Raw genomic sequence first — 23,883 nt, forward strand, 5'->3', positions numbered from 1 at the left:
GACTAAAGTCGGTAGGTTCTGATTGCGACTGAAAGTCGCGTGTTCAGGCTAAAGCCTGTTATTCTTTCACATCAAAAACATCATCATGCTCACCTTGTTGTCCTTCAATATACTTGCGAATGGTTTCCTCATTCACAGCACCTACCGTTGCACAAAAATATCCTCTAGCCCATAAATGTTGCCCCCAATATCTCTTTTTTAATTGTGAATATTCTTGTTGCAATAATCTGGATGACCTTCCTTTGAGATACTGTATGATTTTTGACGGAGCAATTGTCGGAGGGCAAGATAGGAGAAGATGTATATGATCTTTTCCTACACTCCCTTTTATGATTCTAATATCTCGAGTTAAACAACACTGCCGTATGATTTCTCTTACTCGATGCGCAATTTCTCCAGTTAAAATGTGATATCTATATTTCGTGACCCATACAAAGTGATACTTCATCTCGTATACAGAATGACCACCTGTCTTGTAATCCACCATTGGTTTCACCTCTACTCTTTAGTATCGGCGAAACCCTCTGTTTTTAACGTGCTAAAAGCTATCCGACTAAAGTCGGAGGTTTTAGACCTGGCGCTTGGAAAATAAAATTAGAGCTTAGGATGTACACTAAGCTCTAATTTTCCCGATTAAATTTTCTTTTAGATACTTTATTACTTCATTTTGTTCTTCCATAGTCATGTTTGAACCAGAAGGCAGACATATGCCACTATGATATAAAAATTCCGATATGCTTTCCTTTTCCCCATGCGAATAATATTTGGTTCCCTTAAATACCGGCTGTATATGAAGTGGTTTCCAGAGTGGACGTGCTTCAATATTCTCTTTTTCTAATTCTTGCACGATATTCACGGGGTTTATATTAAGTTTTCGTTCATCTATTAATATTGCAGTTAACCAACGATTGGACCGTGTACCTTCTAATTCTGGCATAAATGTAATACCATCTAGATGTTTGAATGCTTCAGTATAGTGCTTGAAAATTTCCCTGCGCATCTTTACTCGGTCATCTAATACTTGCAATTGCGCACGACCAATTCCAGCGATAATGTTGCTCATTCGGTAATTGTAACCTACTTTACTATGTTGATAATGTATAGCTGGATCACGTGCTTGTGTTGCTAGAAATTTTGCTTTTTTCAATAATTCAATATCATCTGAAACAAGCATCCCACCACCTGATGTTGTAATGATTTTATTTCCATTAAATGAATAAACACCAAGCTTCCCCAAAGTCCCAGTCTGTTTCCCTTTATATGTAGCACCTAAAGATTCAGCAGCATCTTCAATAATTGGTACATTGTAATAATTACAGATTGTTAAAATCTCATCCATTTTTGCACTTTGTCCAAATAAATTAACAACAATAACAGCTTTAGGCATCCTTCCTGTTACCTTCGCATCTTTAAAGGCTTTTTCAAGCGCAATCGGGGACATATTCCATGTCTCAACCTCAGAATCAATAAAAATCGGCTCCGCTCCTTGATACATAATAGGATTTGCACTTGCAATAAATGTTAAAGAAGAACAAAATACACAATCACCTGATTTCACTTCTAATAATTCTAAAGCTAAATGAATTGCTGCTGTTCCGGAAGAAACTGCAACAGCGCCTTTTGATCCTATATAATCGGACATTTCCTTTTCAAAATGATCTATATTAGGGCCAAGAGGGGCAATCCAGTTTGTATCAAAAGCTTCATTAATATATATTTTTTCATTCCCACTCATATGTGGAGACGATAAAAAAATTCTCTGGTTTTGCATGATTACGTTCCACTCCTTTTTTAGAAAATAATTCATTTTATTATTTTTGCTGGCAAACCTACAGCTGTACAGCGAGATGGTATATTATGAATCACTGTTGCCCCCGCACCTATCATACTCCAATTTCCAATTATAAGATTTGGAATAATTGTTACTCCCGCACCGATTTGTGTACCGTCATCAATTGTAACTGTTCCAGTTAATGTAGCATTTGGTCCTATGTGCACAAAATCACCAATACAATTATCATGTTCTACAACAGATGCTGTATTAACGATAGCATGCCGACCAATAATTGTGTCGGCATTAATAGTAACATTAGGCATGATAACTGTACCTCTTCCAATAGTAGCTGATTCACTAATTACCGCAGTATGGTGAATTACACTTTCATAACAATCATCATTGAAGTGTAACTGTTCAACAATTTTTTTTCGCACAACATTATTTCCAATTGCAATAATAAGCTTAAATTCAACCTCTTTCATTAATATTGGAATGGAGGAGATTGGCCCATAGTATATTTCTTCATGCTTATCTAAGCTTTGATACTTATCATCAAAAAATGCTATAATTTTAAAGTGCTTATTTGCATAAATTATATCTTTAATTACTTTTGCATGACCACCTTGACCAATTAAAGCTATTCGTTTCATTTCATCACTTCTTTATTTGAATTTTTCCCTGTAAATCTTTCAATTGTCACATGTCCTTTCTGACTAATTCCTTCTGATTTAAATACTTTTATAATTGTGAGAAATATAATTTTCATATCTAACCCAAAAGATTGATGATCAACATACCAAACATCTAACTCAAATTTCTCCTCCCATGAAATAGCATTCCGACCATTTACTTGAGCCCATCCTGTAATGCCAGGCCGAATATCATGCCTTCTATTCTGTTCAGGGGTATATAAAGAAAGATATTCCATTAATAATGGGCGTGGTCCTATCAAACTAATATCCCCTTTCATAACATTGATAAGTTGAGGTAGCTCATCTAAACTTAGTTTTCGAAGAAATTTACCGAATGATGTTAACCTCAAATAATCTGAATGTAAATTCCCTTGTTCATCTTTCTCATCTGTCATCGTCCGAAATTTATAAAGATAGAATGGCTTTCCATGCAAGCCGGGACGTTGTTGTTTAAAGATGACTGGCGAACCAAGTTTTATTCGAACCAATGCTGCAATGATTCCCATAGGAATTGCTAATATTAGAACCACTATAGCTCCGATTGTAAAATCCAACATTCTTTTCAACATAGTTCTCATCCTCTAACCTGTTTTTCTATATGTTTAATAATTATTTTATATGCTTTATCAACACCTAAATTTTGTATAAGATATGAACGACCGTTTTCCCCCATACTTTTTCTTAACTCTTTATCACATATCAATTTTTCAAAATTATCTTTATAGCTTTCTAAATCACCTGTAATGCTCCACATGCCAGCTTGTGCTTCATCAAGTATTTTTCCATAGTCTGTATTGGGATCAATCGAAGCAAGAATAGGTACTTCGGCCTCAAAATAAGCTAATGTTTTTGAAGGGATGTTAGGAATTGTGAAATTACGATTCAAATTTATTAAACCTATATCACATTCTCTAACTAAACCATCATATTCTTGACTAGGAACAGAATTTCTTACTATCACGTTCGTTAATTCTTTTTCAACAATCGTTTTCTTAATATGTTCCCGCCTATTACCAGATCCAATAATTAAGAAAGTAATATCTTTGCGATGTTTATAACATTCTGCTAACTGCATTAAAAATTCTAGTTCTTGAGGTAATCCGATATTCCCCCCAAAGATTAAAACGATTTGATCATCATTGAATCCGTATTGTGTTCTGTAATTCGTTTTAGTCAGTAAAGAAAAATCTCTTACTTTTCGCCAGTTCGGCAATAATTCTAATTTCTCTGGTTGTATCTCTTTGTTGTGTTTCACAATATAATCAATATTTCCCTGTGACATACAACCTATATAATCTGAAAGTGCGTATAGCTTTTTCTCTTGTTTCTGAAAATAAGAAAAAAGTAATTTATTAGTAATTAAACCTAAATCTTTAGCATTTTGCGGGAAAATATCTCTAAGAATTAAATAGGATTTACAACTGTGTTCCGCTTTCAATTTTTTAATCGTATTCAAAAATGTAATAGGTGGTGTAGGTGATATAACTAAATCAAATTTCACATCTTTAAAATATTTCTTTATTGCTTGATTAAATCTGTAAGGGAGCAACACGGTATTTATTCCTTTAACGATATAGTTTACATTGAATAGTTTTCCAGAATGTATACGTAATACATGTACTCCTCTTTCATTTCGCATAACGGTTTCAGTACGACCCGAGTCTCCTAAAATCGTTGCTACATAAACATTATGATCATGATCCTTAAACTCATGTGCCAATTCAGTATATAAATTCTCTGTTCGTTCCACGTCCGGAAAAGCAATCATTAAAAATAAAATATTCATTATTCTCACCTTAAAGTATTTTTTATATAATTAAGAGGCTCCTCAGAAAAAAGAAGCCTCTTAATTGTATTTATTCCAAATCACTTTATTTATAATTTTCGTATAACTTTCAATGATTTTTACAACTTTAATTGAAACATTCGTATCTACATAATCCACTGGAAGATTGAACATAGCTCCATTATTATCCATAGCTTTTGCTAGTTCAATTGATTGAAGTACTTCATCCTTCGTGATGCCTCCGATTACAACTGAACCTTTATCTAATACTTCCGGTCTTTCAGTGCTTGTTCGAATTAGTACTGCCGGAAATTTTAATATTGCAGACTCTTCGCTTAAAGTTCCACTATCAGACAATACGCAAAATGCATTTTGTTGAAGATGATTGTATGCAAAAAAACCAAAAGGCTTTAAAACTCTTACTAAAGGATGAAATTTAAATCCCCTTTCTTTAATTCGTTTTAGGCTTCTTGGATGTGTAGAGTAGACAATTGGCATATGATATGTTTCAGCTACTGCGTTTAATGACTCCATTAAACGGTAAAAATTATCTTCATGATCAATATTTTCTTCTCGATGCGCACTTACTAACATGTACTCATTTTGTTTTAAATCTAATTCTGTAAGAACATTACTAGCCTCTATTTTCTCTTTATGTTCCTTTAACACTTCATGCATTGGAGACCCTGTTACTATGATATGTTCCTTTCGAATACCTTCACTTAATAAATATCTTCTACTATGCTCTGTATATGGAAGATTAATATCACTTACATGGTCCACAATTTTACGATTAATTTCTTCAGGTACATTTTGATCAAAACATCTGTTTCCAGCTTCCATATGAAATACAGGAATTTTCAAACGTTTTGCTGAAATAGCACATAAACAACTATTTGTATCTCCTAAAATCAATAATGCCTCTGGTTGTATTTCGCTCATAAGTTCGTAAGATTTACTAATAATGTTCCCCATTGTTTCTCCAAGATGATTACCTACTACATTTAAAAAATAGTCTGGTTTCCTTAAACCTAGTTCTTCAAAGAATACATCGTTTAACGTTGGATCCCAATTTTGTCCTGTATGAACTAATATATGATTGAAATACGTATCACAAGCTTTGATTACAGATGATAACCTTATTATTTCTGGTCTTGTACCTACAATCGTCAATATTTTCTTTTTTCTCATTATGTTTACACCTCTAAATAGAATGTATCGGCTTTTTCCGGGTTAAAAATTTCATTTGCCCAAAATAATACTAACATCTCGTCTGGACCCACGTTTTTGATGTTATGTGTATAACCTGGTGGAATGTCGACTACTTCTAACCTTTCTCCCGATACGATATAAGAGAAAGATGATTCCGAATAAATATCTCGAAAATTAATTTCAGCTTCTCCCCTCATCACACAAAATTTTTCTACTTTTGTGTGATGATAATGATTTCCTCTTATAACGTTCTCCTTTGTACTAGATATAAATATTTGGCCAAATTCATTAGATTTTACAATTTCCGCTAAAAAACCTCTATTATCTCTTTTCATTTCTAACTTATAAGCGAAATCATTTTTTTCTAAAAAAGAGAGATATGTTGCATATAATTTTTTAGTGAAATCATCTGAAAGATCTGGAATAATGTGATTTTTCCTGATATTATAAAAACCATTAATTTTTTCCGCCAAATCCTGCAATGTGATTTCATATGTCCCAGTTATTTTGGAATACAATTTTTTATTAGGTCCGTCATGTAATAGATTAATAAATTCTTCTACAAGGTCATCAATATATAAAAGTTCCAATGATCTTTCAGGATTATGGATAGAAATTGCCTTCCCCCTTGCAATATTATGACAAAAGGTGGCTACTACAGAATTGTAATTCGGCTTACACCATTTTCCAAACAAATTAGGTAAACGATAAATATTTACATATGCTTTTGTTTCAAATTGATAACTAAGCAAAACATCTTCCGCTTGCTTTTTACTCTGTCCATATGGATTTTCTAATTCTGCTTGAGTTGATGAAGAAAAAACAATCCAAGGTTTATTGTCTATTTTTAATAAATTGTCTACGATATATTTTGTTAATTCTACGTTTCCTTCCTGAAATTCTTCTTCATTTTGAGGACGATTAACACCCGCTAAATGATAAATTCCATCTATCTCTTTCAAATAATCATTAAGTACAGATAATGAACATTCTTTCGTAAAACGATAAATTTCAATATCATTGATTTTACTCAGTCTATCTACTAAATGTCTCCCTACAAACCCCTCTGATCCTGTTACTAGTATTTTCATGACAACCCCTCTATCATCATTAATTGTTCTTTTTTAAACTCCGCCAATTGTTCTTGAACATAATCTAATGTAAGTATTAATTGTTTTATACTCTTTATATCTAGTTTTTTCGTATTATGTGAGTGATAATCTTTTTGTTCGCTAATACTAGTTTTTCCTACTGTAAAATATGTATTGTAGTTTAAATCACGATTATCAGCTTTAATACGATAATACTCTCCAAGATCTTCTGAATTGACCATTTCTTCTCTAGTTAATAAAGTTTCATAAAGTTTTTCAGCATGTCTCGTCCCTATTATCTTCACTTCATTTTCAGCACTAAAAATTTCCTTTAAAGCAATAGCTAAATCAAAAATTGTTGATGCGGGAGCCTTTTGTACAAAAATATCACCTTGATTACCATGTTCAAATGCATATAATACTAAATCTACTGCATCATCTACAGACATTAAAAAACGCGTCATTTCGGGATCAGTAACTGTTAAAGGTAAATTATTCTTAATTTGTTCAATAAACAAAGGAATAACCGACCCTCTAGAAGCCATAACATTACCGTAACGTGTTGCACACAAAACAGTTTCTCCATCTACTCCATTTCTGGACTGAGCCACTAATATTTTTTCAGCTAAAGCTTTTGATTGCCCCATTGCATTAATTGGATAAACTGCCTTATCCGTACTTAAAAGGATAACTTTCTTTACTGTATTTTGGATTGCACTATTAATTACGTTCTCAGTTCCAACAACATTTGTTTTTAAAGCCTCCATTGGATAAAACTCACAAGAAGGAACTTGTTTTAAGGCAGCAGCATGAAAAACATAATCAGCTCCTTTCATTGCATAGTCAATACTTTCCTTATTACGTACATCTCCAATATAAAATTTCACCTTAGAGTTATTAAGTCTGATACGCATATCTTCTTGTTTCTTCTCATCTCTACTAAAAATACGAATTTCTTTAATATCGGTATCTAGAAAACGATTGAGAACCGCATTACCAAATGAACCTGTTCCACCAGTAATAAGCAATGTTTTATTTTTAAACAATTTAAATCACTCCCTGCTAATATGAATTAATTTATTGAAAATAAATCTCTATTTTGTTTCAATATTTCTTCACAAAAAAACATCTTCACAGCATATTCAGAAGCGCTTCTTGATAATTGTTGGAATTCTTCAGAATCCATATGCACAATGTCATTTAAAGCTGCTATGAACGTCTCTTCTTTCTCTAAAGGGATTGTCCAGCCAGCCCCTTCATTTTCAAGATTTCTCCAAGGAGTTTGATCACTTATAATAACCGGACACCCTGCTAACAATGATTCGACAATTACATGACCATAATTTTCACCAAATGTTGGAAATAAAAAAGCGTTATAATTAGAAAACAGTAGATGCACTTTATTATTATTAATTTGTCCCATGTAATTTACCTGGACATTATTTGGCAGCGATTCAATTATATTTCGACATGCATTCCAATAATTTTGGTTTTCAATTGGACCATAGATATCGAAAGTTATATTTCCAGTAATGCCTTTTAAAAAAGTTAATGCTCCTTTCAAATTCTTTTTTTCTGTTATTCTCGATAGAAAAACAAGTTTTAATTCTCCTCTTTTCTTTTCCTTTTTATGATGTTCTTTATTTTCAAAAACATTAGGTAAATTCTGGGCAACACGTACCGGAACTTCTTCTCCATAAATCTGCTTTATATCTGTTTTTTCCTCTTCACTCGTAGCATGCCAAAGCACTTTATTATGTAGTCCTACTAACTTTGTTGATTCAATGAACAATTCTTTTTTAAAATTTTTTATCTTTAAAGCACCTGGTGAGAATTCGCCTCTTGGTGCTACTATAATTGGTTTATAGGGAATGATCCCCATTCTCCTTAATAAGATAGGGATAACCGAAAAATTCACATTAAAAAAACTATTCAGATAAATAAAATCATAATGCGTGCTTTTAATAATTTTTCTTAAATATCTAAAATTAAATTTTTCAGGCGTTACATAATAAACTTCTGCCAAACCCACTTTGGTCCAAACTTCATTTTGAGCCTTTTCATATGCTATTGAATCCCCCAAATCCCTATCACTAGTAATAATTTTAAAGTTAAGTTCATTTCCTAAAGTGTGCACTAAATTACTAATAGATCTTATAGGTCCTCCACCTTTGAACCCGGGTAAATAATATGGTGCTAATATTAAGATATCCTTCATTTTAAATTCCCTCACCCTAATGGTTTCTTTTCTTTATTAGAAAATAAAAAAATAAATACTAAAACTAATAATAAATCCGTGGTAATCTGTACTATTCTTAAATTACTTAATTGAAAGTTTAAAATTATACTTCCATAAATGAAAATAGATATAAAATTATATCCACTCACTTTCATGAAATAATATGACATTTTATAAATAACTCCTAATATATACATCCCGAATACAACACCCGGTATCCAAAAATTAGCATACATACTTCCAAGAGTTTCAGGCGGCCAGGAGGACGCATACAACTCCTGAACTGGTTTAGACGGTGTAACATTATATCCTTCTGCTATTGTACGAATATACATACCATCATCAATAGGTGGTTTTTCAGGATATATAGATCTTGGTAAAGGTGCTTTGAATAAATCTAAATAACTTTTTCCTAACCAAACATTTTGCAAAGTAAAATGGTCTGTTATCAAGACATAATGGTCCACATAACTTATAGATTTTATAGATTCAGTATAATTTTGTTTTACTTGCTCATATAATTCTGTCGGTCTTTCACTATAATATTCAATAGCTCCTGGGCTTCTTAATATTGGCATGGCTATAAAATATACCAAACCCACAATTAATATAAAATAAAAATTAATAGGCATTTTTTTTATACGTGAAACTCCATAATGAAAAAATAATATGCACAATATCACTAAATGTATAGTAGATTTTCGTCCACCAAGAGTAGATAAAACAAATATTGTACCCATCAATACGACTAGAATGAAAAATTTATACCATATGCTCCCATTCCTTTTAAACTTCCTACTATAAATTAATAAGCAAATAGCTACTGTCAAAAATTTAAGCAAAGTTAATATATAACCATTCCCTGAAGTAAACTCAGCTCGATGCTGAAGATTATAAATAAGATTACTGAAACCTCCTATACTTTTTAAAAAAAATATGTAGCCAAGAATACCTAAAAGTAATGAGATAAAGATAGCTATATATGTCCTATTTTGAGAAATATCGATATTTATTATAGAATTTTTCCGAAAAAAATTCGGATACCTTTTACACTCTATACCTATCATTAAGCAGATATAACCTAAAATTTGTATAAACACATACCAAATCAGTTTATTTTCCACATCAAACTTATTAGTATATATAAGGTATGAAATCTGACTTTTGTCAAACAGTAACAATAATAGGTATGGGATTGTACTAATGATCTGCAAAAAAGTAATCAAGACTCCAGGTGAGAATATATCTTTATTGGATCTAAAATATGAGTGACATAAACCAAATAAATATATTACAAGTAACATTACTATTAATAAAAACAAATTCATAAAAATGCTCCTATAAAGATTTAATATACTTAGCTGGGTTTCCCCCATATACAGATTTTGACTCTACAGTTTTAGTAACTATCGATCCTGAGGCTACTATAGAGTTACTTCCTATCTCATTAATTCCTGATAAGATAATAGAATGGGAGCCAATCCAAGTTTTTTCTCTAATAATTAGACTTTGAGGAACTGGATTAGATCGAGGGTTGTGTCCGTGACTATGAGTATATACAGTCGCATACTCTGAGACTAGAACGTTATCATATATTACGAGATTTCCAGTGTGATCTAATCTCACTCCCTTGTTAATCTGAACATTATTTTTCAAAATTAACTTTCCATCATTTTTTTCACTATCAATTACAGTACCACTTGCAATTAAGCAGTTATCACCTATTATTATTTGTTTAGGATTTTCAATTTTCGTACCCACCTGTATAATTGACCCCTTACCTAATTGAACCCCTATAACCCTCCATCTAGTTGTATTTAGTACATGTAATACTTTTATAAAACTTCTTGTGAATAACCTAAAAAAACCTAATACATAACCATTTTTTTGAAAAAAAGCCTTCAAACGCATTCTTCGATACCTCTTTTATTTTTTTTACTGACAATTTTATTAAGAGTATTTAAGGTTAAAATACATCTGCATGTATTTGAAATACATACAACTAACGCAGCTCCAATTAAAGTATATTGAGGTATTAACAGCACTGATGAAATAACCGTAACAATTGTTGTTATGATGTGAATGGGAACCTGTGCTTTATATTCTCTAGTTGCAGTAAGTGCACTACTCACAAATCCAGTTACGTACCAAATTAATCCAGAAACCATAATGATAATAAATACGTTATTATAAAGGCTATAAGCATCTGTATATAGAAAATTCAATATACTTTCACCAAATAAATAACTTACTAGAACCCCTCCTCCTCCTATGAGTATTCCTAGACAAACAAGTTGCAATAATAATTTTTTAAATAACTCATAGTTTATTTGATAGTAATTGGCCAGTTTTGAAATACTAGCATGAGCAAGTGCGTTTACAACTGTAGCTCCTGTTGACATGATAAATGCTATTGAAGCAAAATACCCCAATGCTACTTCATTCAAAAAGTATTGAATAAAGTACCTAGGAAGGTTCGCATTTAGTGTATCTAAGGAAGATACAATTCCCAACGGTAGTCCAAGAATAATTAATGTTTTTACATTAGAAAATTTACTAGGATTTTTATAGAATTTAAACATATTAAAATGCACCAACCCCCTAATTTTTCTAAAATCGTATAAGGTTAAAACAAATATAAATGTTAAGGAATATAAAATCACACTTAACAGTAGATTCTTAAACATTACCATAGATAAGGTAACCAAAAAGATAGCCAATATGCTTTGTATGATTTTCGAAAAAGCTAGATAATCCATCCTCTCTTTTTGCTGATAGAGTCCATAAGATACATCACACAACGACTCAAAAAAACGACTTAATGCCATTAAAAGTATAATTCCTCTCGTTTGGTCATTGAAAGTTCCTAGTAATGCAATAATTGATACAATTATGATACCTATTAGACTTGTAATAACTCGATTTATAAAATAGTCTATAAACTTATAGCTATTATTTGTATCAGTTGCCTGTATACTCCGTAAGTTCATATTAAGAAACAAAAATATGGGAGCTGTTATGGATAAGCCTAGAGAATATTGTCCAACCATTTCTATATTTCCCAGCTTAGCAATTAATAAAATAATCAACCATTGACTAAAAGCGTATATAAGGTTTGCAGTTGCTGTATATAAAAAATTCCGTTTTAATGTTAAAGGTGCTTTTCTATCTGATGGTTTTCTTTTTTTCGATAACTCCATTTTTAATTCTCCTAATCCTGTCATTTATATTTTCATAACTGGAGTATCGATGTTTCTCTCAAAGGCTATATCAAATAATATTTGTTTTAACTTAGTTTTTTCATACTCATGAAAATATTCTATCAAATTCATAATAGTAGTAATATCCGTAATTTTTGGTTTACCGACATATATTTTCGGATAAATTTTATTTGCTAACACATCTGCGTCTTTAAATAACTCCTCATATAACTTTTCACCAGGTCTCATCCCTGTAAACTCAATTCCAATTTCTTCTATAGAATATCCTGATAATGTAATTAAACTTTTTGCAAGATCAACAATTTTAACAGGCTCCCCCATATCCAGTACAAAAATCTCTCCTCCCTTTGCTAAAGCTCCTGCTTGTATTACAAGACGTGATGCCTCTGGAATTGTCATGAAATAGCGTACCATATCTGGATGAGTAATAGTTACAGGTCCCCCTTTTTCTATTTGTTTTTTAAATAATGGGATAACACTTCCACGGCTTCCTAACACATTTCCAAAACGAACGGCCACAAATTTTGTTTTACTTATTGTATTCATGTGTTGAACAATCATTTCAGCAATACGTTTTGTAGCTCCCATCACACTTGTAGGATTGACAGCCTTATCGGTTGAAATCATAACAAACGAATTTACTTTAAACGTATCTGCGGCTTCTGCAATATTTTTGGTACCAATTATGTTATTTTTTACAGCTTCCTCTGGATTACGTTCCATAAGAGGAACATGCTTATGTGCTGCTGCATGATATATAATGTATGGTTTATGTTTTTCTATTAAGCTAAATAATTTATTCCGATCTTGAATATCGGCGATTTCTGCTATTATTTCAACGTTCTCTTGATAGTACTCCTTTAGCTCCATCTCAATTGTGTAAATACTATTTTCTCCATGACCTAATAAGATAACTTTTTCTGGCGTATATTTCATGACTTGTCGGCAAATTTCAGAACCAATGGATCCACCAGCACCTGTAACCAAAATTGTATGACCAGTAATTGTTCCAGTAATACCTATATCATCTAATTTGACAGGTTCTCTACCGAGCAAATCTTCAACCTTAACATCACTAAATCCATTAATAGAAATATTTCCATCTAATATATCTTCTAACATAGGTACAATTTGAGTTTTCGCTTTTGTTTTGGTACATTCTTGAAAAATCTTATTTATTTCTCTTCTCTTTAAAGATGGAATGGCAATAATGATATGTTCAATTTCATATTGATCCACTATTTGGTGAATATTAGCTGTCGTTCCAACTACAGGAACACCATGAATTTCTAAATGTTGTTTTGTTTTATTATCGTCTACAAATGCAACTGCCTCTAAATAAGTACTTTTATTTTTTTGCAATTGTCGTATAACCATCGTTCCCGCTGAACCAGCTCCCACAATAAGTGTACGTTTGTAACCAATATTTTTCGTAATGTATCTATCGCGAAAAATACGCCATACCAAACGAGAGCCCCCAAGTAATACTATATATAACATCCATGTAATTGCTAAAATGCGCAAATATACATATTGCTCCGTTATATATTGAACAACTGCAATTACGATAACAGAGAAAGTAACGGCTTTAAAAATTTGCTCCAATTCTCTAATACTTGCGTACTCCCAGGCTTTTTTATATAACTTATAAGAATACGCAAAAAAATGATGACTACACAATAGCGCTATGGAACTTGTAATACAAAGTGCAGGTTCTTCCTTTAATAATTCAGGAAATAAAATCCAGTAACTTAAACAAACTGAAGTCAAAACAATCAGAGAATCTATTAATATTAATAGGCATATCCTTCCTTTATACGTCAATTTTCGTACCTCCTAAAGAACCGTTAATATACCTTTAATTTTCTTTTTCAGTAATAACTAGAATAGTTACATAATATATCCGGGCATCTAACCCCTCCTCACACCATACTTTTGACGACAAGCGTCTAAGGTAATACATTTTACCCACAGCATGACCGAGTGCCCCCATTGATATCGGTAAGGAAGACATCACCAACTTTATTAAGCTTTTAAACAAACTAAATAACTTTTTATGACGTATCATCTCTGGTTCTTCCTTATAAATCTCTTTACCACTGAGAGCTAAATATGCATTTTCTTTGAAGCTACCAGCTACAGAAATGCCAAATCCTTTTTCTATAACGTTGTAACCAGTTTGCAAATGAAATGTTCTTGTCGTTATATTGTGAGCATCAGAAGCAATGACATGTGTTAATTTATATTCAATGAGCTGTAGGCTACATTTCTTAATCTTTTTTTCCAAAATGGCCAATTAAACTACTGGCGGTAGTTTGCACTAAAGCTCCTTGCTTCACTAGCTTATATAATTTCTTTGGATTTTCTACAAACTCCATATTTCTTTCAAGGTCAATGATAATAGGAATAAAGCTCTTTAACTGTCATTTATATAACTTTTTTCCTGCATAATGTGGTACAGAGTTAGAAGCAAATTCTATTAACTCAAATCTATTTGTTTAATTTAACGTAATAATCCTATTATAATCTAAATATTCCGATAATTAAGATCATGATAGAACTTCTTGACTGATGGTACTGTAATATTTAGTTTCTGCTCCTTTAAAATGTTATTTAACTCTTTTACTTGCTGAACAATACGACTAGCTTTATCATTTTACATGCTAATTTAATGATTTAGTGTAGCAACAATAATATGAATCCCTTCTTCCATTGCTGATTTTTGCCATATTGATACTTGCTTTTTATTTTTTAATTCTGGCTATAATAGTACTCTTCCCCTTTTTGTTGTTCCCTATCATTTAATATAGCGCCAAGGAGTTTTCCATGGGTGTTACCTAATATATGTTTTGCTTTCAATGCATCAGCTTTTTCCGTTACACCACAACGAATAACAAGAAGTGATGAATGACATTGATTTGCCAGAATTTGCGCGTCTGATACGGCTAGAATGGGCGGGGTATCAAAAATAATAAAATCATATATTTGATGTAAGTGTGATATAGTTTCTTTCATTGTTTCTGATCCTAATAACTCTGCTGGATTTGGTGGAATTGGTCCACATGGAAATACGTATAACCCATTTACTTCTGTAGGTTTGATACAATCTTCAAGAATCTGTGCTCCGGTTAATGTGCTTGTTAACCCATACTTATTATCAACTTGGAACAGTTCGTGTAGTACCGGTTTACGTAAATCTGTATCTACTATTAATACTTTTTTTCCTTGTTGAGCAAATACCACTGCTAGATTTGCTGCAGTCGTTGTCTTGCCAGCTTCAGAAGTTGGAGACGTAATAAGAAGGGATTGGATTGGTTTATCTACTGCAGCAAACTCAATATTAGTGCGAATATTACGATATTGTTCTGCTATAGAAGAGTTGGATCGAGCATGAGCAATTAATTGTCGACGTTGGCGTACTTTCTTTTTTTTAAGAACCAATTGTACGTTCCCTCACTTTCTTTGCTTCTGTAATCATGTCATTACCATTTTCTTCATTTTCATTAATATGAGAAATAACTCCAAAAACAGGTAGTTCGAGCTCATTTTCAATATCTTCTTCTTTTTTCAATGTGTTATCTAAATGTTCTATCAATAGAACAAATCCAATTGCTAATATCAATCCCATACTGAAAACAATTCCAATGTTTAATAGTGGTCTAGGTTTTACAGGTTCTTTTTCTGTTACTATTTCTGCTTTGGAAAGAATCGTAACATTATCGATACTCATAATTTGTGCAACTTCATTTTTAAAGACTTCTGCTACTGTATTCGCAATATTATTGGCTAATTTAAGATCCTCGCTTTGTACAGTAATAATAATTACTTGGGAGTCCTTTTCATTTGCCACATTAATCTTTCCACTTAATTCTTGTATTGACATGTCTAATTTCAACTTGTTTTTTACTTGTTCCAAAATAACAGGGCTTTTTATAATAATTTTATATGTATTTGTTAATTGAATATTGGTTTGAATTTCTCCTGGTTGAATTATACCCTCTTGTTTTTTTTGATTTACAAGAATTTGAGTAGACGATTGATAGATGGGTGTTATAAAATAGAAATTTATTATTGCACTTGCAATTGCTGTTCCTACAGAGATAGATACGATTGTAAATAAACGTTTTTTTACAATATAAAATATTTCTTTCAAACGAATAGGTTCTTCCAAACTTTTCCCGCCTTTCTTTAAACTAGTTAACAATCAAACTACCTAAAATTCTAAATGTATAGTGTCCAACATTTGTTCTTAATAAAGAATATATCAAACGAACACCAAAAATAGCAATGTATGTATTTTTTTATCAACATTAGAGGGTGTTGCAAAACTCATAAATATCCAAAAATGAATACATAAAGAAATCCGTTTTCCTAGAAGAATGATAGTATCCCAAAACTATCTCCAAAAAGGACGGATTTACTAGTATGATAATCAATTTTGATTAGAATCAATCCATTTTACAAATTTTATTTGCATATGTAGACAGTTTAACTCTTGGAGGCGTTCCGCCTATGACAGGCCGTCCACCTATCTGTAGAAAAGCTTTACTCACATGTTTTTTGTAAGAACGGTATTCCAGATCAATTCTTTACGCAAATTAACTCGTTTTTTGCATCAATATCCTTCATTTCGTGTAGCTTGTGGTCTTTCTTTTGTTCCTCATATATCTACTTTTTCACGTGTAGGTACTTGGTTTCGCAACGAAGGGATTCCGTTGCTTCATAAACAGATTCTTCAAGAAATGAATGTAGAATTGATTCCATGCGTTTTAATTGATAGCACTGCCTTACAGTAGTTTGTATGATTCACAAGCAAAGTGGGAGAAATTGACTCATTATGGTTGGTATAAGCGATACAAAGCTCATGTTTTTTCTACACCAGAAGGTGTTGTACTGTCGTATGCATTTACAACAGCGAATGTACATGATAACAAAATGGTTCCTGTATTAATGCAACACATTTATAAAATTGCATATTTATTTTAGTTTTGCTACACCCTCAACATTAATAACTTAGTTTTCATATTAAACTAAAGAAAAGGGTATTTTCCTCAGCAAGCTTTATCCTTATAGAAATTTCAGCATGCTTCTGTATACATAACTAGGATTTTTGAGAATGTAATTAAATCTTATTGCCGTTCTTGTTCCATTACTACACAGCCCCACCTTTTTCCAGTGATACGGGCTTTTTTATTGGAAAGAAAAAAGAGCCATCATCCCAAACATTAGGAATGATGGCTCTTGTAAGATGCGAAAAAGATAACGATAGAAGATTAGTGACAAGGTGTTTATACATAGAAGAGACTTGTCACTGTAAAAATTATATCATAGAATCATTTCAAGCATCCTCAAAATAATAATAGTCTCTACGATTATTTTCAGAGGGAATCATTCTTTTCTATAGAATCTATACACCATACCATGTTTAGAGGAGTGATTTTCATTGACAGAAACCGTAAAAATTGAGGAATTAAACACATTCTTACCATTGACTTCTTTAGAAGCGCTTCCTACTGAAGACCAGAAAATGCGCCTGCAATATTGGAAGGAACATTTTTCAAGCAAAGAAATCTTAGAAGGATTGGGAACATATAAAAGGAAACTCTATGACTTATATAAAATGCATGAAATTACGACGCAAAGAAAAGTGAATTTAAAACGAAAAGAAATGACTAATTTCAAAGAAGATATACCTACTAATCTGCAACATCCTCATTCCACCGAACCAGTTCAAACGCAAACACCTGCACCAACAATTCCGATGCAAGATGTACCTGTGATTCCAGAATCTGAACCCACAACGATTCCATTAGAACCTATAGAACAGATAGAATCCTCTATTCCAGAATCCTTTCATATACACTATGCAGGGCTCAGATCTAAACAAAAGGTCATTCACCAATTGCAAGCCCTTGCTACTTTATTAGAAGAAGAATCACACGAGCAATATCAGTTCTCGATTCAAATTGATACTCCTCCCTTGAAATAAAACCAAACAACGTTTTTATACACCATATTTATAGAGCGCAGATTCGTAAAAAAACAATGCGAACAATTCATATTTATTCTCCTTTTGCACTTGAGGTAGCTACATGTAGCTACCTTATTTTAACCACTTGCATAAAATTATTTACATGCAATTATTTATGTGGTATTATTATCCTGAACGAAAGCTACATTAAAAGGATGAACACAAATGCAAAGAAACAAAGTCAAAACGTGGATTGAACAGAATTTAGTTATGCAAGAGGAAGCTCGCACGATTACAGGCCAAACTACATCAGCATTTAATCAATCTGTACAAAATGGTAAAATATTACCGTTTGTAGAATTTGGAACGATTAGAAAAACTCGTCTATACTTGCGAGAAGATTTATATGCGTACAAAGTACAGAAGAGAACACAGCGCTAGAACGAACAGGAGTTTCTTAAACTTCCCTCTCAAAACATAGTAAAAGCCCTCCCAGCCTACCAAGCACAAAGGACTTTTACATAAACATTTCTAATCTAGAAAGGATGAACGTTATGTCAAACGCTTTACAAATTAAAAATGATGAAGCTATTATATCATATTCTGAAAGACCACAACAGACACCTCAGACGCCAAAAGATAAGCTACTCACCAAATATCATGCACTGTGTGAATGGTTTGGAATTGATGGTTGTAAAGAGTCTCAACTATACTTTTTCGGTACTTTCCTTGCACCTATTATTCTATTCACAATAACGTACGTGATGGCAGGTGTCTACTATGGCTTCTAATGGCAGCATTCACAAAATCAATGTTGGAGATTATGTAACGTTTCCTTACCGTCATAACCCCTCTCTGCAAGTAACAGGATATATTGTAAAGGTGCTTGAACATACTAGTATTGTAGATATTTCTGAAATGGAATCCTTTTTCCAACTTGGAATTGATGGACGCCAAGTTGTTCGACATGAGCAATATAAACTCATTTCATTCAAATCCTGTAAAAAGGTGGCACAGTGAGTATGTACATGTTTGATGTGAGCTATTCTGTGGATGGAAACAACTTTTCAAAGTCTTTTTTGTTGGCTGAGTCGAGAGATGGATTTGAACTCCAACAACAGTTGCAAACCTTGCTGGAACAAGAACATGTCGCACCTGTATACATTATGGAAACAGATTTGGAAGAGCTATAACGGATCATACAGCATACACAGAAAAGAGGTGGAAACATTGCTTAGTTTTCTCATAAGTGGTTCTGTTGTCTTATTCTTGGCTGGTGTTTTATTTACATTTCTAAAAAAAGGATTATCTATTTTTTCTAAATTCGCACTGATCGGATTAAAATTATACGGTATCATATTTGTAGGTGTCCTCATCACGTATGTATTCTATTGCATTCACTATTATGCGCAATAAGGAGTTGTTTTTTTGAAAATCCGTACCTATACACTTTCTTATACCATTGTAGCACCAAGTGGAGAAATGTACCCTACTCAGGAAATGGTCATGTATACCAAATCACAGGAATATGCAATTGCGTTACTCGACAAAGAAATTCAGCGAAGATTAGGGGCGGGCTACCATCGATATATCTCTTGTAAAAATCAAGAAGAAGAACAAGAACCAATCCAACTGTCCCTTTTCTAACAATAAAAACCCTTCAGGTCGTTAGCTTACCTGAAGGGAAAAATAAGAAGAAATGCCTCCTGCTTGTAGGCATTTGCTATGGGTGTTCAATATAATGGAATATACGGAACACCTTGATTGTATCATATACTCATATAGAGGAATACTGGAAAATCCATCATGTATTCCTACACAAAATCCCCTTGGAATCGCATGAAACATGCATGTGACTTTCAAGGGGATTCCCTTTACACACCTCGCCACTACTCTCTTATTCTATAGCCATTCCGTTGCCAAGACTGTGTGCTTTGCTACGCCTTACCTATACAAAAAAAGAGCAGGCATACAATACAACGTCAGTATTGTGTGCCTGCTATCCATAGGGATTTTGATTTTTGTTGAAGCTACTATGAAAAAAGTGAAACATGTTAAACTCCGCATATTGGAAGTCATATTAATTGATCTTCCTTATTATACAGCAAATATCGACAGGACGACAGAGAAAACCCCTTATTTGAGATGTTTCTCTCTTATTTTACATGTTTTTACATTATAGTACGTGAAATTATTAGTTTTCTACTTATCTACTTCCACTTCCTCACTCCATACAAAAAGCGAAACCCCTTGCGAGAGTAAGAGTTTTCGCTTTGTTATTTTACTAGCATACCCTTTGCAACAAGTTGCAATTTATACTTCAGTGTAGTCGCAACTTGTAGCTATTAATATGTATGCTATATTCCATGAAATAATTACATAATATATTTATATTTTTGGTTTTCTATAGTTTATGCTCTTACATGTGTATTCATCACTTTAAAATGAAACTGTTTTAACAATGGAACTTCTGGACAAACTAGTATTAAATTAATCTAATTCAGAGGTGAATGTATAATGGCATGGGAATGGCTTAGTATCAAACCACGTAGTAAACTAGGAAAGTTTTTAGATCGACATGACCTCACTCAAGAAAAAGTCTCAAAAGTTAGTGGCGTTAGTAAAAGTACACTTAGTCGACTCTGTAAAGGGAACGCTTTTCACCCCTCTTTTAAAAACCAAAATAAGATTATCACTGCATTACGTAAATTAACAGGAAAAAACATTGACCCTACTGATTTTTGGATGTAAAGAGGCTATACTTGCCATGTATTCTTTTTACAATACATCCTGTAATAAGTATATCTGTACATACACATTATGCTTCAGTGCATAATTCATTAATTGCTTTTCCCTACAGTCAGATATCGTACAAAAAATGATAATGGGCTTAATTTGCTGTTGCTTCTGATAAATGCTAGTTAAATGAGCATAATACTGTATCTTCTTTTCATTCACTTTCATATGCTGTAGCCGATCTATTTCTACGAAATGGGGAACATTATCTTTGATGAAAAACGCATCTGGAACGATTGTTTTTTCTTCTCCTTGATATCGCAAGGTAACGACTTGCTCTGTTTTCCAATCAGGAAAATCTAGCCACATCCATGCTTCATTTCGCAATAAAATATGTTCTAATTGATGCTTCTTTTTTCTTTCTTTTGCCTGTATGTCGAGTAGTGCCATCCCTTTTTTATTGAGATAATACACATACTCTCGGTTGTGCGAAGTCACATGACAGTAGGAGCGTAAATCCTTCAGAATACGATTGGCATTCCGAATGCTACCTAGACAATGAATGGCTTGCAACTGTCGTCTAGACGCAAATTCTAATTTACTTAAACTCGATAAAATCTCGATGTGTCTCGCTTTTTGTTTCAGTTTTTGATGTTTCAATTTGTTTCACCACCTTATACTGTTTTAATGCATTCCACATTTTCTTATTGGACAGATAAGGTACTTGAATTTCTTCTACACGATCTGTTTTAAAAAGCGCTCTCCCTGGTATGGACGGAAGTTCTTCTAATCCACTTTCATCTATAGCCACTTGTGAAGCTACTACGGTCGGTAAACGAAATCCAATCTTGGCGTCACTATTTTGTTTAATTTGTCTTGGTAAGGTATCAGAAGTCGGGTATTGGGTGCAAAAAATTAGTCGAAACCCCAATGCTCCGCCAATCCTCGCTATTTCAGACAACATTTCTTGACACAGATAGAGCATAGCTCTCTTTTGTTTTGGCAATCCCTGTGTTGGACACAAGTTCGCCGATTCATCAACTATAATGAAATTACGCTCCTTGATTGGCGTGTCTACAATGTTGGTAAAATAAGAGTCTTTCATACGTACGACCTGTGCCACCATCTTTTCACGGATGCGATGCAACATATCAAAAGCTTGCATCGGATTCTCCGCCACTTCTTCTACTTGCAATAAGTCCCTGTAGGGACTAAACTCTAGACCTTCTTTTAAATCAATCACATGGAATTTCACATAATCTGGCTGCTGTAAAATTAAACTGGTCATGATATTTTTGAGAAAAACAGTCTTACCAAAGCGAGTCATACCACTAACACACATATGCGGTGTTTTTTCAAAATCATGATAAATCATTCGATCTAACGCTCTTCCCATGATGACGTTCCATGTCTTCTCTCGTAACAATTCACTGGACCAATGCCATTTTTCAGGAATACATTGCTGGAATACCCGTATAAACAGCTCTCGTCGTTGAAAGGAAATCATGACGGGTTTATACAAGCCTTCCTCTAATACTTGCGCTAACTTCTGTATGAGCTGACTCGGCACACCTAACGGCAGCCGATAAACATACGTCGTACTACTATCATCCTCTGTTTGTTTCAAAAATACAGGGTATTGGATTTCGCCTTTATGCTGCACACACACTTTCGTAATTTCAAAAAATGCTTTGATCTTCTTCTTATCACTCATCTCTTTTCCTTTATAAAAATAAGCGACTGTTATAAACGTAACAGGGATAAATAAAAGTGAAAACATTCCCTCCATGCCTCCCTAGAGGTAGTTGGGGCTATCTAGTACATAAGAAAGAAGGTGTTTTCATGCATTGCAACAGCTCCCTTCAACTACCCGATAAAATACTAGCGTAGAAATACATCGAGCATATCACGTAGCACATACCACACTGTTCCAATTAACAAGCATTTCAGACCCGCACGTAGCATCCAATCAGGAAGGTGAAACCCTTTTCTTTTCAGCAATTTAATACTCATAACGGTTGCACCTGTCACGCCATATACAACCCCTAATTCGCCTACAATGGTCATGTTATCGCCATCCTTTCGGTTGAATGGACAAATTTCCTTGGAAATCCCTATATAACTGATACTCTTCCACTAACTCATTCCAAGATACTGGATACTCTGTTCCGTACAAATCACCTTCAATTTTTTCACTCAAATAGTAGTACCCTCGGTATTGTCGATCTAAATACACCTCATGCCGCAGCATATGCTCCTGTATCGCAGTGATATCCTCCTCTTTTCTCGCCCCCCTATACATTTCCTGTAACGTTCGAGAAGAATACAAATAAGGCGTACTATACAACATTTGGTATTGATTCATATATCCTCACCATCCCGATAAGATTCTAGGTTCTTTAAATATATATGAAGAGATAGTAGCAAAATAAAGTTGTACACAGAAAAAAACGCCATTTTCTAAAATAGCGTTTCTACTCAAGGTTATATTTTTTCATCAATGATTGATAGGGAAGCGAATATCTCTTCCGCCTGAAAGGCTCCTCTTATTATCAGATATCGGTTTTGCTTCAGGAAGCATTTCTCCAGTAGAACGATTAATCCAGTTCGAACAACTATTGATGCGCCATTCTTTATTTTCTTCTATCCACTCGATCCAAGTTTCAATATCTACGTTTTGCCCGTATACACTGGGAGGATCATTGTACTTCACATATGTAGTGACCGTTTGATTAGGCTGATCGATTTGGCTGTATTTGTCTAGCACTTGAAATGTTTGAATCCCTCCTTCTTTTGTTGCATCTCTCCAGTCTGCAAGGTACGAATACTTCGGCAACAACTCTTCCTGCACACGTTTCGTTAAATATGTTTGTTGAATTTCGCGCACCTTTTCATCAGATACTTTATAGCCTTCTTTAAACACATACGGATTTAAATATTCTTTTGTACGTTGCTCAACTACCTTCACATCTTCTGCTGTTACTTTCTTTTTAGACTCGGTCTTTTTTGATGTTTGTTGCACTTCCTGTTTTGCTGCCTGCTGGGCATTCGGGGAAGCACCGTTTTTAGCTACGATGATTCCAACCATAACCCCCACTACAACTAACAACACACCAATGACACTATATAATACCTTTGTCTGTTTCAAACTATTCACC

The 23,883-nt window shown here is 33.3% G+C and carries 29 protein-coding genes and 1 pseudogene; 8 read left to right on the plus strand and 22 right to left on the minus strand.

What is annotated here, in order from left to right; translation table 11 throughout:
• Window positions 1-58 precede the first annotated feature (58 nt).
• From tnpA to ACODS7_RS09615, 17 genes are all read right to left on the minus strand, one after another.
• Window positions 59-484 carry an IS200/IS605 family transposase gene (gene tnpA / locus ACODS7_RS09535; RefSeq protein ID WP_488826577.1) on the minus strand — a complete coding sequence of 142 codons (426 nt, stop codon included), beginning with the start codon at window positions 482-484 and terminating at the stop codon, window positions 59-61.
• A 129-nt stretch (window positions 485-613) separates the two neighbouring features.
• Window positions 614-1,771 (minus strand): DegT/DnrJ/EryC1/StrS family aminotransferase, encoded by a 1,158-nt coding sequence (locus ACODS7_RS09540; RefSeq protein WP_488826493.1) that lies wholly within the window; start codon window positions 1,769-1,771, stop codon window positions 614-616.
• 32 nt (window positions 1,772-1,803) lie between these two features.
• A complete protein-coding gene (locus tag ACODS7_RS09545) occupies window positions 1,804-2,427 on the minus strand; it encodes an acetyltransferase (RefSeq protein WP_458728987.1) in 624 nt (207 codons plus the stop codon).
• Window positions 2,424-3,038 carry a sugar transferase gene (locus ACODS7_RS09550; protein ID WP_488826495.1) on the minus strand — a complete coding sequence of 205 codons (615 nt, stop codon included), beginning with the start codon at window positions 3,036-3,038 and terminating at the stop codon, window positions 2,424-2,426. Before ACODS7_RS09550 ends, ACODS7_RS09545 begins: the two co-directional genes overlap by 4 nt.
• Before the next feature lie 5 nt (window positions 3,039-3,043).
• Window positions 3,044-4,255, minus strand: a complete 1,212-nt coding sequence (locus tag ACODS7_RS09555; protein WP_488826497.1) for a glycosyltransferase family 4 protein — start codon at window positions 4,253-4,255, stop codon at window positions 3,044-3,046.
• A 60-nt stretch (window positions 4,256-4,315) separates the two neighbouring features.
• The gene (gene wecB, locus ACODS7_RS09560) at window positions 4,316-5,446 is read right to left on the minus strand and encodes a non-hydrolyzing UDP-N-acetylglucosamine 2-epimerase (RefSeq protein WP_488826499.1); all 1,131 of its coding nucleotides are present in this window, start codon (window positions 5,444-5,446) and stop codon (window positions 4,316-4,318) included.
• Window positions 5,447-5,451: 5 nt separating this feature from the next.
• Window positions 5,452-6,558, minus strand: a complete 1,107-nt coding sequence (locus ACODS7_RS09565) for a polysaccharide biosynthesis C-terminal domain-containing protein (protein ID WP_488826501.1) — start codon at window positions 6,556-6,558, stop codon at window positions 5,452-5,454.
• Window positions 6,555-7,604 (minus strand): polysaccharide biosynthesis protein, encoded by a 1,050-nt coding sequence (locus ACODS7_RS09570; RefSeq protein WP_488826503.1) that lies wholly within the window; start codon window positions 7,602-7,604, stop codon window positions 6,555-6,557. The genes ACODS7_RS09565 and ACODS7_RS09570 overlap by 4 nt, the downstream gene beginning before the upstream one ends.
• A gap of 26 nt (window positions 7,605-7,630) precedes the next feature.
• Window positions 7,631-8,776: a glycosyltransferase family 4 protein gene (locus ACODS7_RS09575; RefSeq protein ID WP_488826505.1), complete on the minus strand. Its 1,146-nt coding sequence runs from the start codon at window positions 8,774-8,776 to the stop codon at window positions 7,631-7,633.
• An 11-nt stretch (window positions 8,777-8,787) separates the two neighbouring features.
• The gene (locus tag ACODS7_RS09580) at window positions 8,788-10,125 is read right to left on the minus strand and encodes an O-antigen polymerase (RefSeq protein ID WP_488826507.1); all 1,338 of its coding nucleotides are present in this window, start codon (window positions 10,123-10,125) and stop codon (window positions 8,788-8,790) included.
• Between the two features lie 10 nt (window positions 10,126-10,135).
• Window positions 10,136-10,708, minus strand: coding sequence for an acyltransferase (locus ACODS7_RS09585; protein WP_488826509.1), 573 nt, complete (start codon window positions 10,706-10,708; stop codon window positions 10,136-10,138).
• The gene (locus tag ACODS7_RS09590; protein ID WP_488826511.1) at window positions 10,699-11,997 is read right to left on the minus strand and encodes an oligosaccharide flippase family protein; all 1,299 of its coding nucleotides are present in this window, start codon (window positions 11,995-11,997) and stop codon (window positions 10,699-10,701) included. The genes ACODS7_RS09585 and ACODS7_RS09590 overlap by 10 nt, the downstream gene beginning before the upstream one ends.
• Window positions 11,998-12,021: 24 nt before the next feature.
• Window positions 12,022-13,842, minus strand: coding sequence for a polysaccharide biosynthesis protein (locus tag ACODS7_RS09595; RefSeq protein WP_488826513.1), 1,821 nt, complete (start codon window positions 13,840-13,842; stop codon window positions 12,022-12,024).
• A gap of 34 nt (window positions 13,843-13,876) precedes the next feature.
• Entirely contained in the window at window positions 13,877-14,314 is a 438-nt protein-coding gene (locus ACODS7_RS09600) for a hypothetical protein (RefSeq protein WP_098678179.1), read from the minus strand.
• Complete coding sequence (locus ACODS7_RS09605) at window positions 14,289-14,396, minus strand: hypothetical protein (RefSeq protein ID WP_423748828.1); 108 nt, start codon at window positions 14,394-14,396, stop codon at window positions 14,289-14,291. Before ACODS7_RS09605 ends, ACODS7_RS09600 begins: the two co-directional genes overlap by 26 nt.
• Before the next feature lie 373 nt (window positions 14,397-14,769).
• On the minus strand, window positions 14,770-15,459 hold the full coding sequence (locus tag ACODS7_RS09610) for a CpsD/CapB family tyrosine-protein kinase (protein WP_488826516.1): 690 nt from the start codon (window positions 15,457-15,459) through the stop codon (window positions 14,770-14,772).
• Entirely contained in the window at window positions 15,449-16,189 is a 741-nt protein-coding gene (locus tag ACODS7_RS09615) for a YveK family protein (RefSeq protein ID WP_488826518.1), read from the minus strand. The genes ACODS7_RS09610 and ACODS7_RS09615 overlap by 11 nt, the downstream gene beginning before the upstream one ends.
• 284 nt (window positions 16,190-16,473) lie before the next feature.
• On the opposite strand from ACODS7_RS09615, the pseudogene ACODS7_RS09620 reads away from it, so the two are divergent.
• The 8 genes and pseudogenes from ACODS7_RS09620 to ACODS7_RS09655 form a co-directional block, all read left to right on the plus strand.
• Window positions 16,474-17,001: pseudogene (locus ACODS7_RS09620) on the plus strand (transposase); the annotation flags it as partial.
• Between the two features lie 460 nt (window positions 17,002-17,461).
• Window positions 17,462-18,007, plus strand: a complete 546-nt coding sequence (locus tag ACODS7_RS09625; protein ID WP_488826520.1) for a hypothetical protein — start codon at window positions 17,462-17,464, stop codon at window positions 18,005-18,007.
• A 207-nt stretch (window positions 18,008-18,214) separates the two neighbouring features.
• On the plus strand, window positions 18,215-18,430 hold the full coding sequence (locus ACODS7_RS09630; protein ID WP_016099625.1) for a hypothetical protein: 216 nt from the start codon (window positions 18,215-18,217) through the stop codon (window positions 18,428-18,430).
• Between the two features lie 113 nt (window positions 18,431-18,543).
• Window positions 18,544-18,780 carry a hypothetical protein gene (locus tag ACODS7_RS09635; protein WP_488826523.1) on the plus strand — a complete coding sequence of 79 codons (237 nt, stop codon included), beginning with the start codon at window positions 18,544-18,546 and terminating at the stop codon, window positions 18,778-18,780.
• Window positions 18,770-19,009 carry a DUF2187 family protein gene (locus ACODS7_RS09640; protein WP_427281161.1) on the plus strand — a complete coding sequence of 80 codons (240 nt, stop codon included), beginning with the start codon at window positions 18,770-18,772 and terminating at the stop codon, window positions 19,007-19,009. Before ACODS7_RS09635 ends, ACODS7_RS09640 begins: the two co-directional genes overlap by 11 nt.
• Complete coding sequence (locus tag ACODS7_RS09645; protein ID WP_178389820.1) at window positions 19,006-19,182, plus strand: hypothetical protein; 177 nt, start codon at window positions 19,006-19,008, stop codon at window positions 19,180-19,182. Before ACODS7_RS09640 ends, ACODS7_RS09645 begins: the two co-directional genes overlap by 4 nt.
• A 235-nt stretch (window positions 19,183-19,417) precedes the next feature.
• Entirely contained in the window at window positions 19,418-19,636 is a 219-nt protein-coding gene (locus ACODS7_RS09650) for a hypothetical protein (RefSeq protein WP_488826525.1), read from the plus strand.
• 870 nt (window positions 19,637-20,506) lie between these two features.
• Complete coding sequence (locus tag ACODS7_RS09655) at window positions 20,507-20,740, plus strand: helix-turn-helix domain-containing protein (RefSeq protein WP_030030304.1); 234 nt, start codon at window positions 20,507-20,509, stop codon at window positions 20,738-20,740.
• A gap of 27 nt (window positions 20,741-20,767) precedes the next feature.
• On the opposite strand, the gene ACODS7_RS09660 is transcribed toward ACODS7_RS09655, so the two are convergent.
• From ACODS7_RS09660 to ACODS7_RS09680, 5 genes are all read right to left on the minus strand, one after another.
• On the minus strand, window positions 20,768-21,385 hold the full coding sequence (locus ACODS7_RS09660) for a replication-relaxation family protein (RefSeq protein WP_488826528.1): 618 nt from the start codon (window positions 21,383-21,385) through the stop codon (window positions 20,768-20,770).
• Entirely contained in the window at window positions 21,324-22,505 is a 1,182-nt protein-coding gene (locus ACODS7_RS09665; RefSeq protein WP_488826530.1) for an FtsK/SpoIIIE domain-containing protein, read from the minus strand. The genes ACODS7_RS09660 and ACODS7_RS09665 overlap by 62 nt, the downstream gene beginning before the upstream one ends.
• A 101-nt stretch (window positions 22,506-22,606) precedes the next feature.
• A complete protein-coding gene (locus ACODS7_RS09670; RefSeq protein ID WP_488826532.1) occupies window positions 22,607-22,792 on the minus strand; it encodes a hypothetical protein in 186 nt (61 codons plus the stop codon).
• A gap of 1 nt (window position 22,793) precedes the next feature.
• The gene (locus ACODS7_RS09675; protein ID WP_488826534.1) at window positions 22,794-23,090 is read right to left on the minus strand and encodes a hypothetical protein; all 297 of its coding nucleotides are present in this window, start codon (window positions 23,088-23,090) and stop codon (window positions 22,794-22,796) included.
• A gap of 132 nt (window positions 23,091-23,222) precedes the next feature.
• Window positions 23,223-23,882 carry a hypothetical protein gene (locus ACODS7_RS09680; RefSeq protein WP_078186609.1) on the minus strand — a complete coding sequence of 220 codons (660 nt, stop codon included), beginning with the start codon at window positions 23,880-23,882 and terminating at the stop codon, window positions 23,223-23,225.
• Between the last annotated feature and the right edge of the window lies 1 nt (window position 23,883).

The organism is Bacillus sp. FG16, assembly GCF_057809515.1.

What these genes read in the sequence shown, in the direction of transcription:
- ACODS7_RS09540 (WP_488826493.1), bottom strand. Translation starts at nt 1,771, where the DNA reads ATGCAAAACCAGAGAATTTTTTTATCGTCTCCACATATGAGTGGGAAT.
- ACODS7_RS09545 (WP_458728987.1), bottom strand. Translation starts at nt 2,427, where the DNA reads ATGAAACGAATAGCTTTAATTGGTCAAGGTGGTCATGCAAAAGTAATT.
- ACODS7_RS09550 (WP_488826495.1), bottom strand. Translation starts at nt 3,038, where the DNA reads ATGTTGAAAAGAATGTTGGATTTTACAATCGGAGCTATAGTGGTTCTA.
- ACODS7_RS09555 (WP_488826497.1), bottom strand. Translation starts at nt 4,255, where the DNA reads ATGAATATTTTATTTTTAATGATTGCTTTTCCGGACGTGGAACGAACA.
- wecB (WP_488826499.1), bottom strand. Translation starts at nt 5,446, where the DNA reads ATGAGAAAAAAGAAAATATTGACGATTGTAGGTACAAGACCAGAAATA.
- ACODS7_RS09565 (WP_488826501.1), bottom strand. Translation starts at nt 6,558, where the DNA reads ATGAAAATACTAGTAACAGGATCAGAGGGGTTTGTAGGGAGACATTTA.
- ACODS7_RS09575 (WP_488826505.1), bottom strand. Translation starts at nt 8,776, where the DNA reads ATGAAGGATATCTTAATATTAGCACCATATTATTTACCCGGGTTCAAA.
- ACODS7_RS09580 (WP_488826507.1), bottom strand. Translation starts at nt 10,125, where the DNA reads ATGAATTTGTTTTTATTAATAGTAATGTTACTTGTAATATATTTATTT.
- ACODS7_RS09585 (WP_488826509.1), bottom strand. Translation starts at nt 10,708, where the DNA reads ATGCGTTTGAAGGCTTTTTTTCAAAAAAATGGTTATGTATTAGGTTTT.
- ACODS7_RS09590 (WP_488826511.1), bottom strand. Translation starts at nt 11,997, where the DNA reads ATGGAGTTATCGAAAAAAAGAAAACCATCAGATAGAAAAGCACCTTTA.
- ACODS7_RS09605 (WP_423748828.1), bottom strand. Translation starts at nt 14,396, where the DNA reads ATGGAGTTTGTAGAAAATCCAAAGAAATTATATAAGCTAGTGAAGCAA.
- ACODS7_RS09630 (WP_016099625.1), top strand. Translation starts at nt 18,215, where the DNA reads ATGCAAAGAAACAAAGTCAAAACGTGGATTGAACAGAATTTAGTTATG.
- ACODS7_RS09635 (WP_488826523.1), top strand. Translation starts at nt 18,544, where the DNA reads ATGTCAAACGCTTTACAAATTAAAAATGATGAAGCTATTATATCATAT.
- ACODS7_RS09640 (WP_427281161.1), top strand. Translation starts at nt 18,770, where the DNA reads ATGGCTTCTAATGGCAGCATTCACAAAATCAATGTTGGAGATTATGTA.
- ACODS7_RS09655 (WP_030030304.1), top strand. Translation starts at nt 20,507, where the DNA reads ATGGCATGGGAATGGCTTAGTATCAAACCACGTAGTAAACTAGGAAAG.
- ACODS7_RS09665 (WP_488826530.1), bottom strand. Translation starts at nt 22,505, where the DNA reads ATGTTTTCACTTTTATTTATCCCTGTTACGTTTATAACAGTCGCTTAT.
- ACODS7_RS09670 (WP_488826532.1), bottom strand. Translation starts at nt 22,792, where the DNA reads ATGACCATTGTAGGCGAATTAGGGGTTGTATATGGCGTGACAGGTGCA.
- ACODS7_RS09675 (WP_488826534.1), bottom strand. Translation starts at nt 23,090, where the DNA reads ATGAATCAATACCAAATGTTGTATAGTACGCCTTATTTGTATTCTTCT.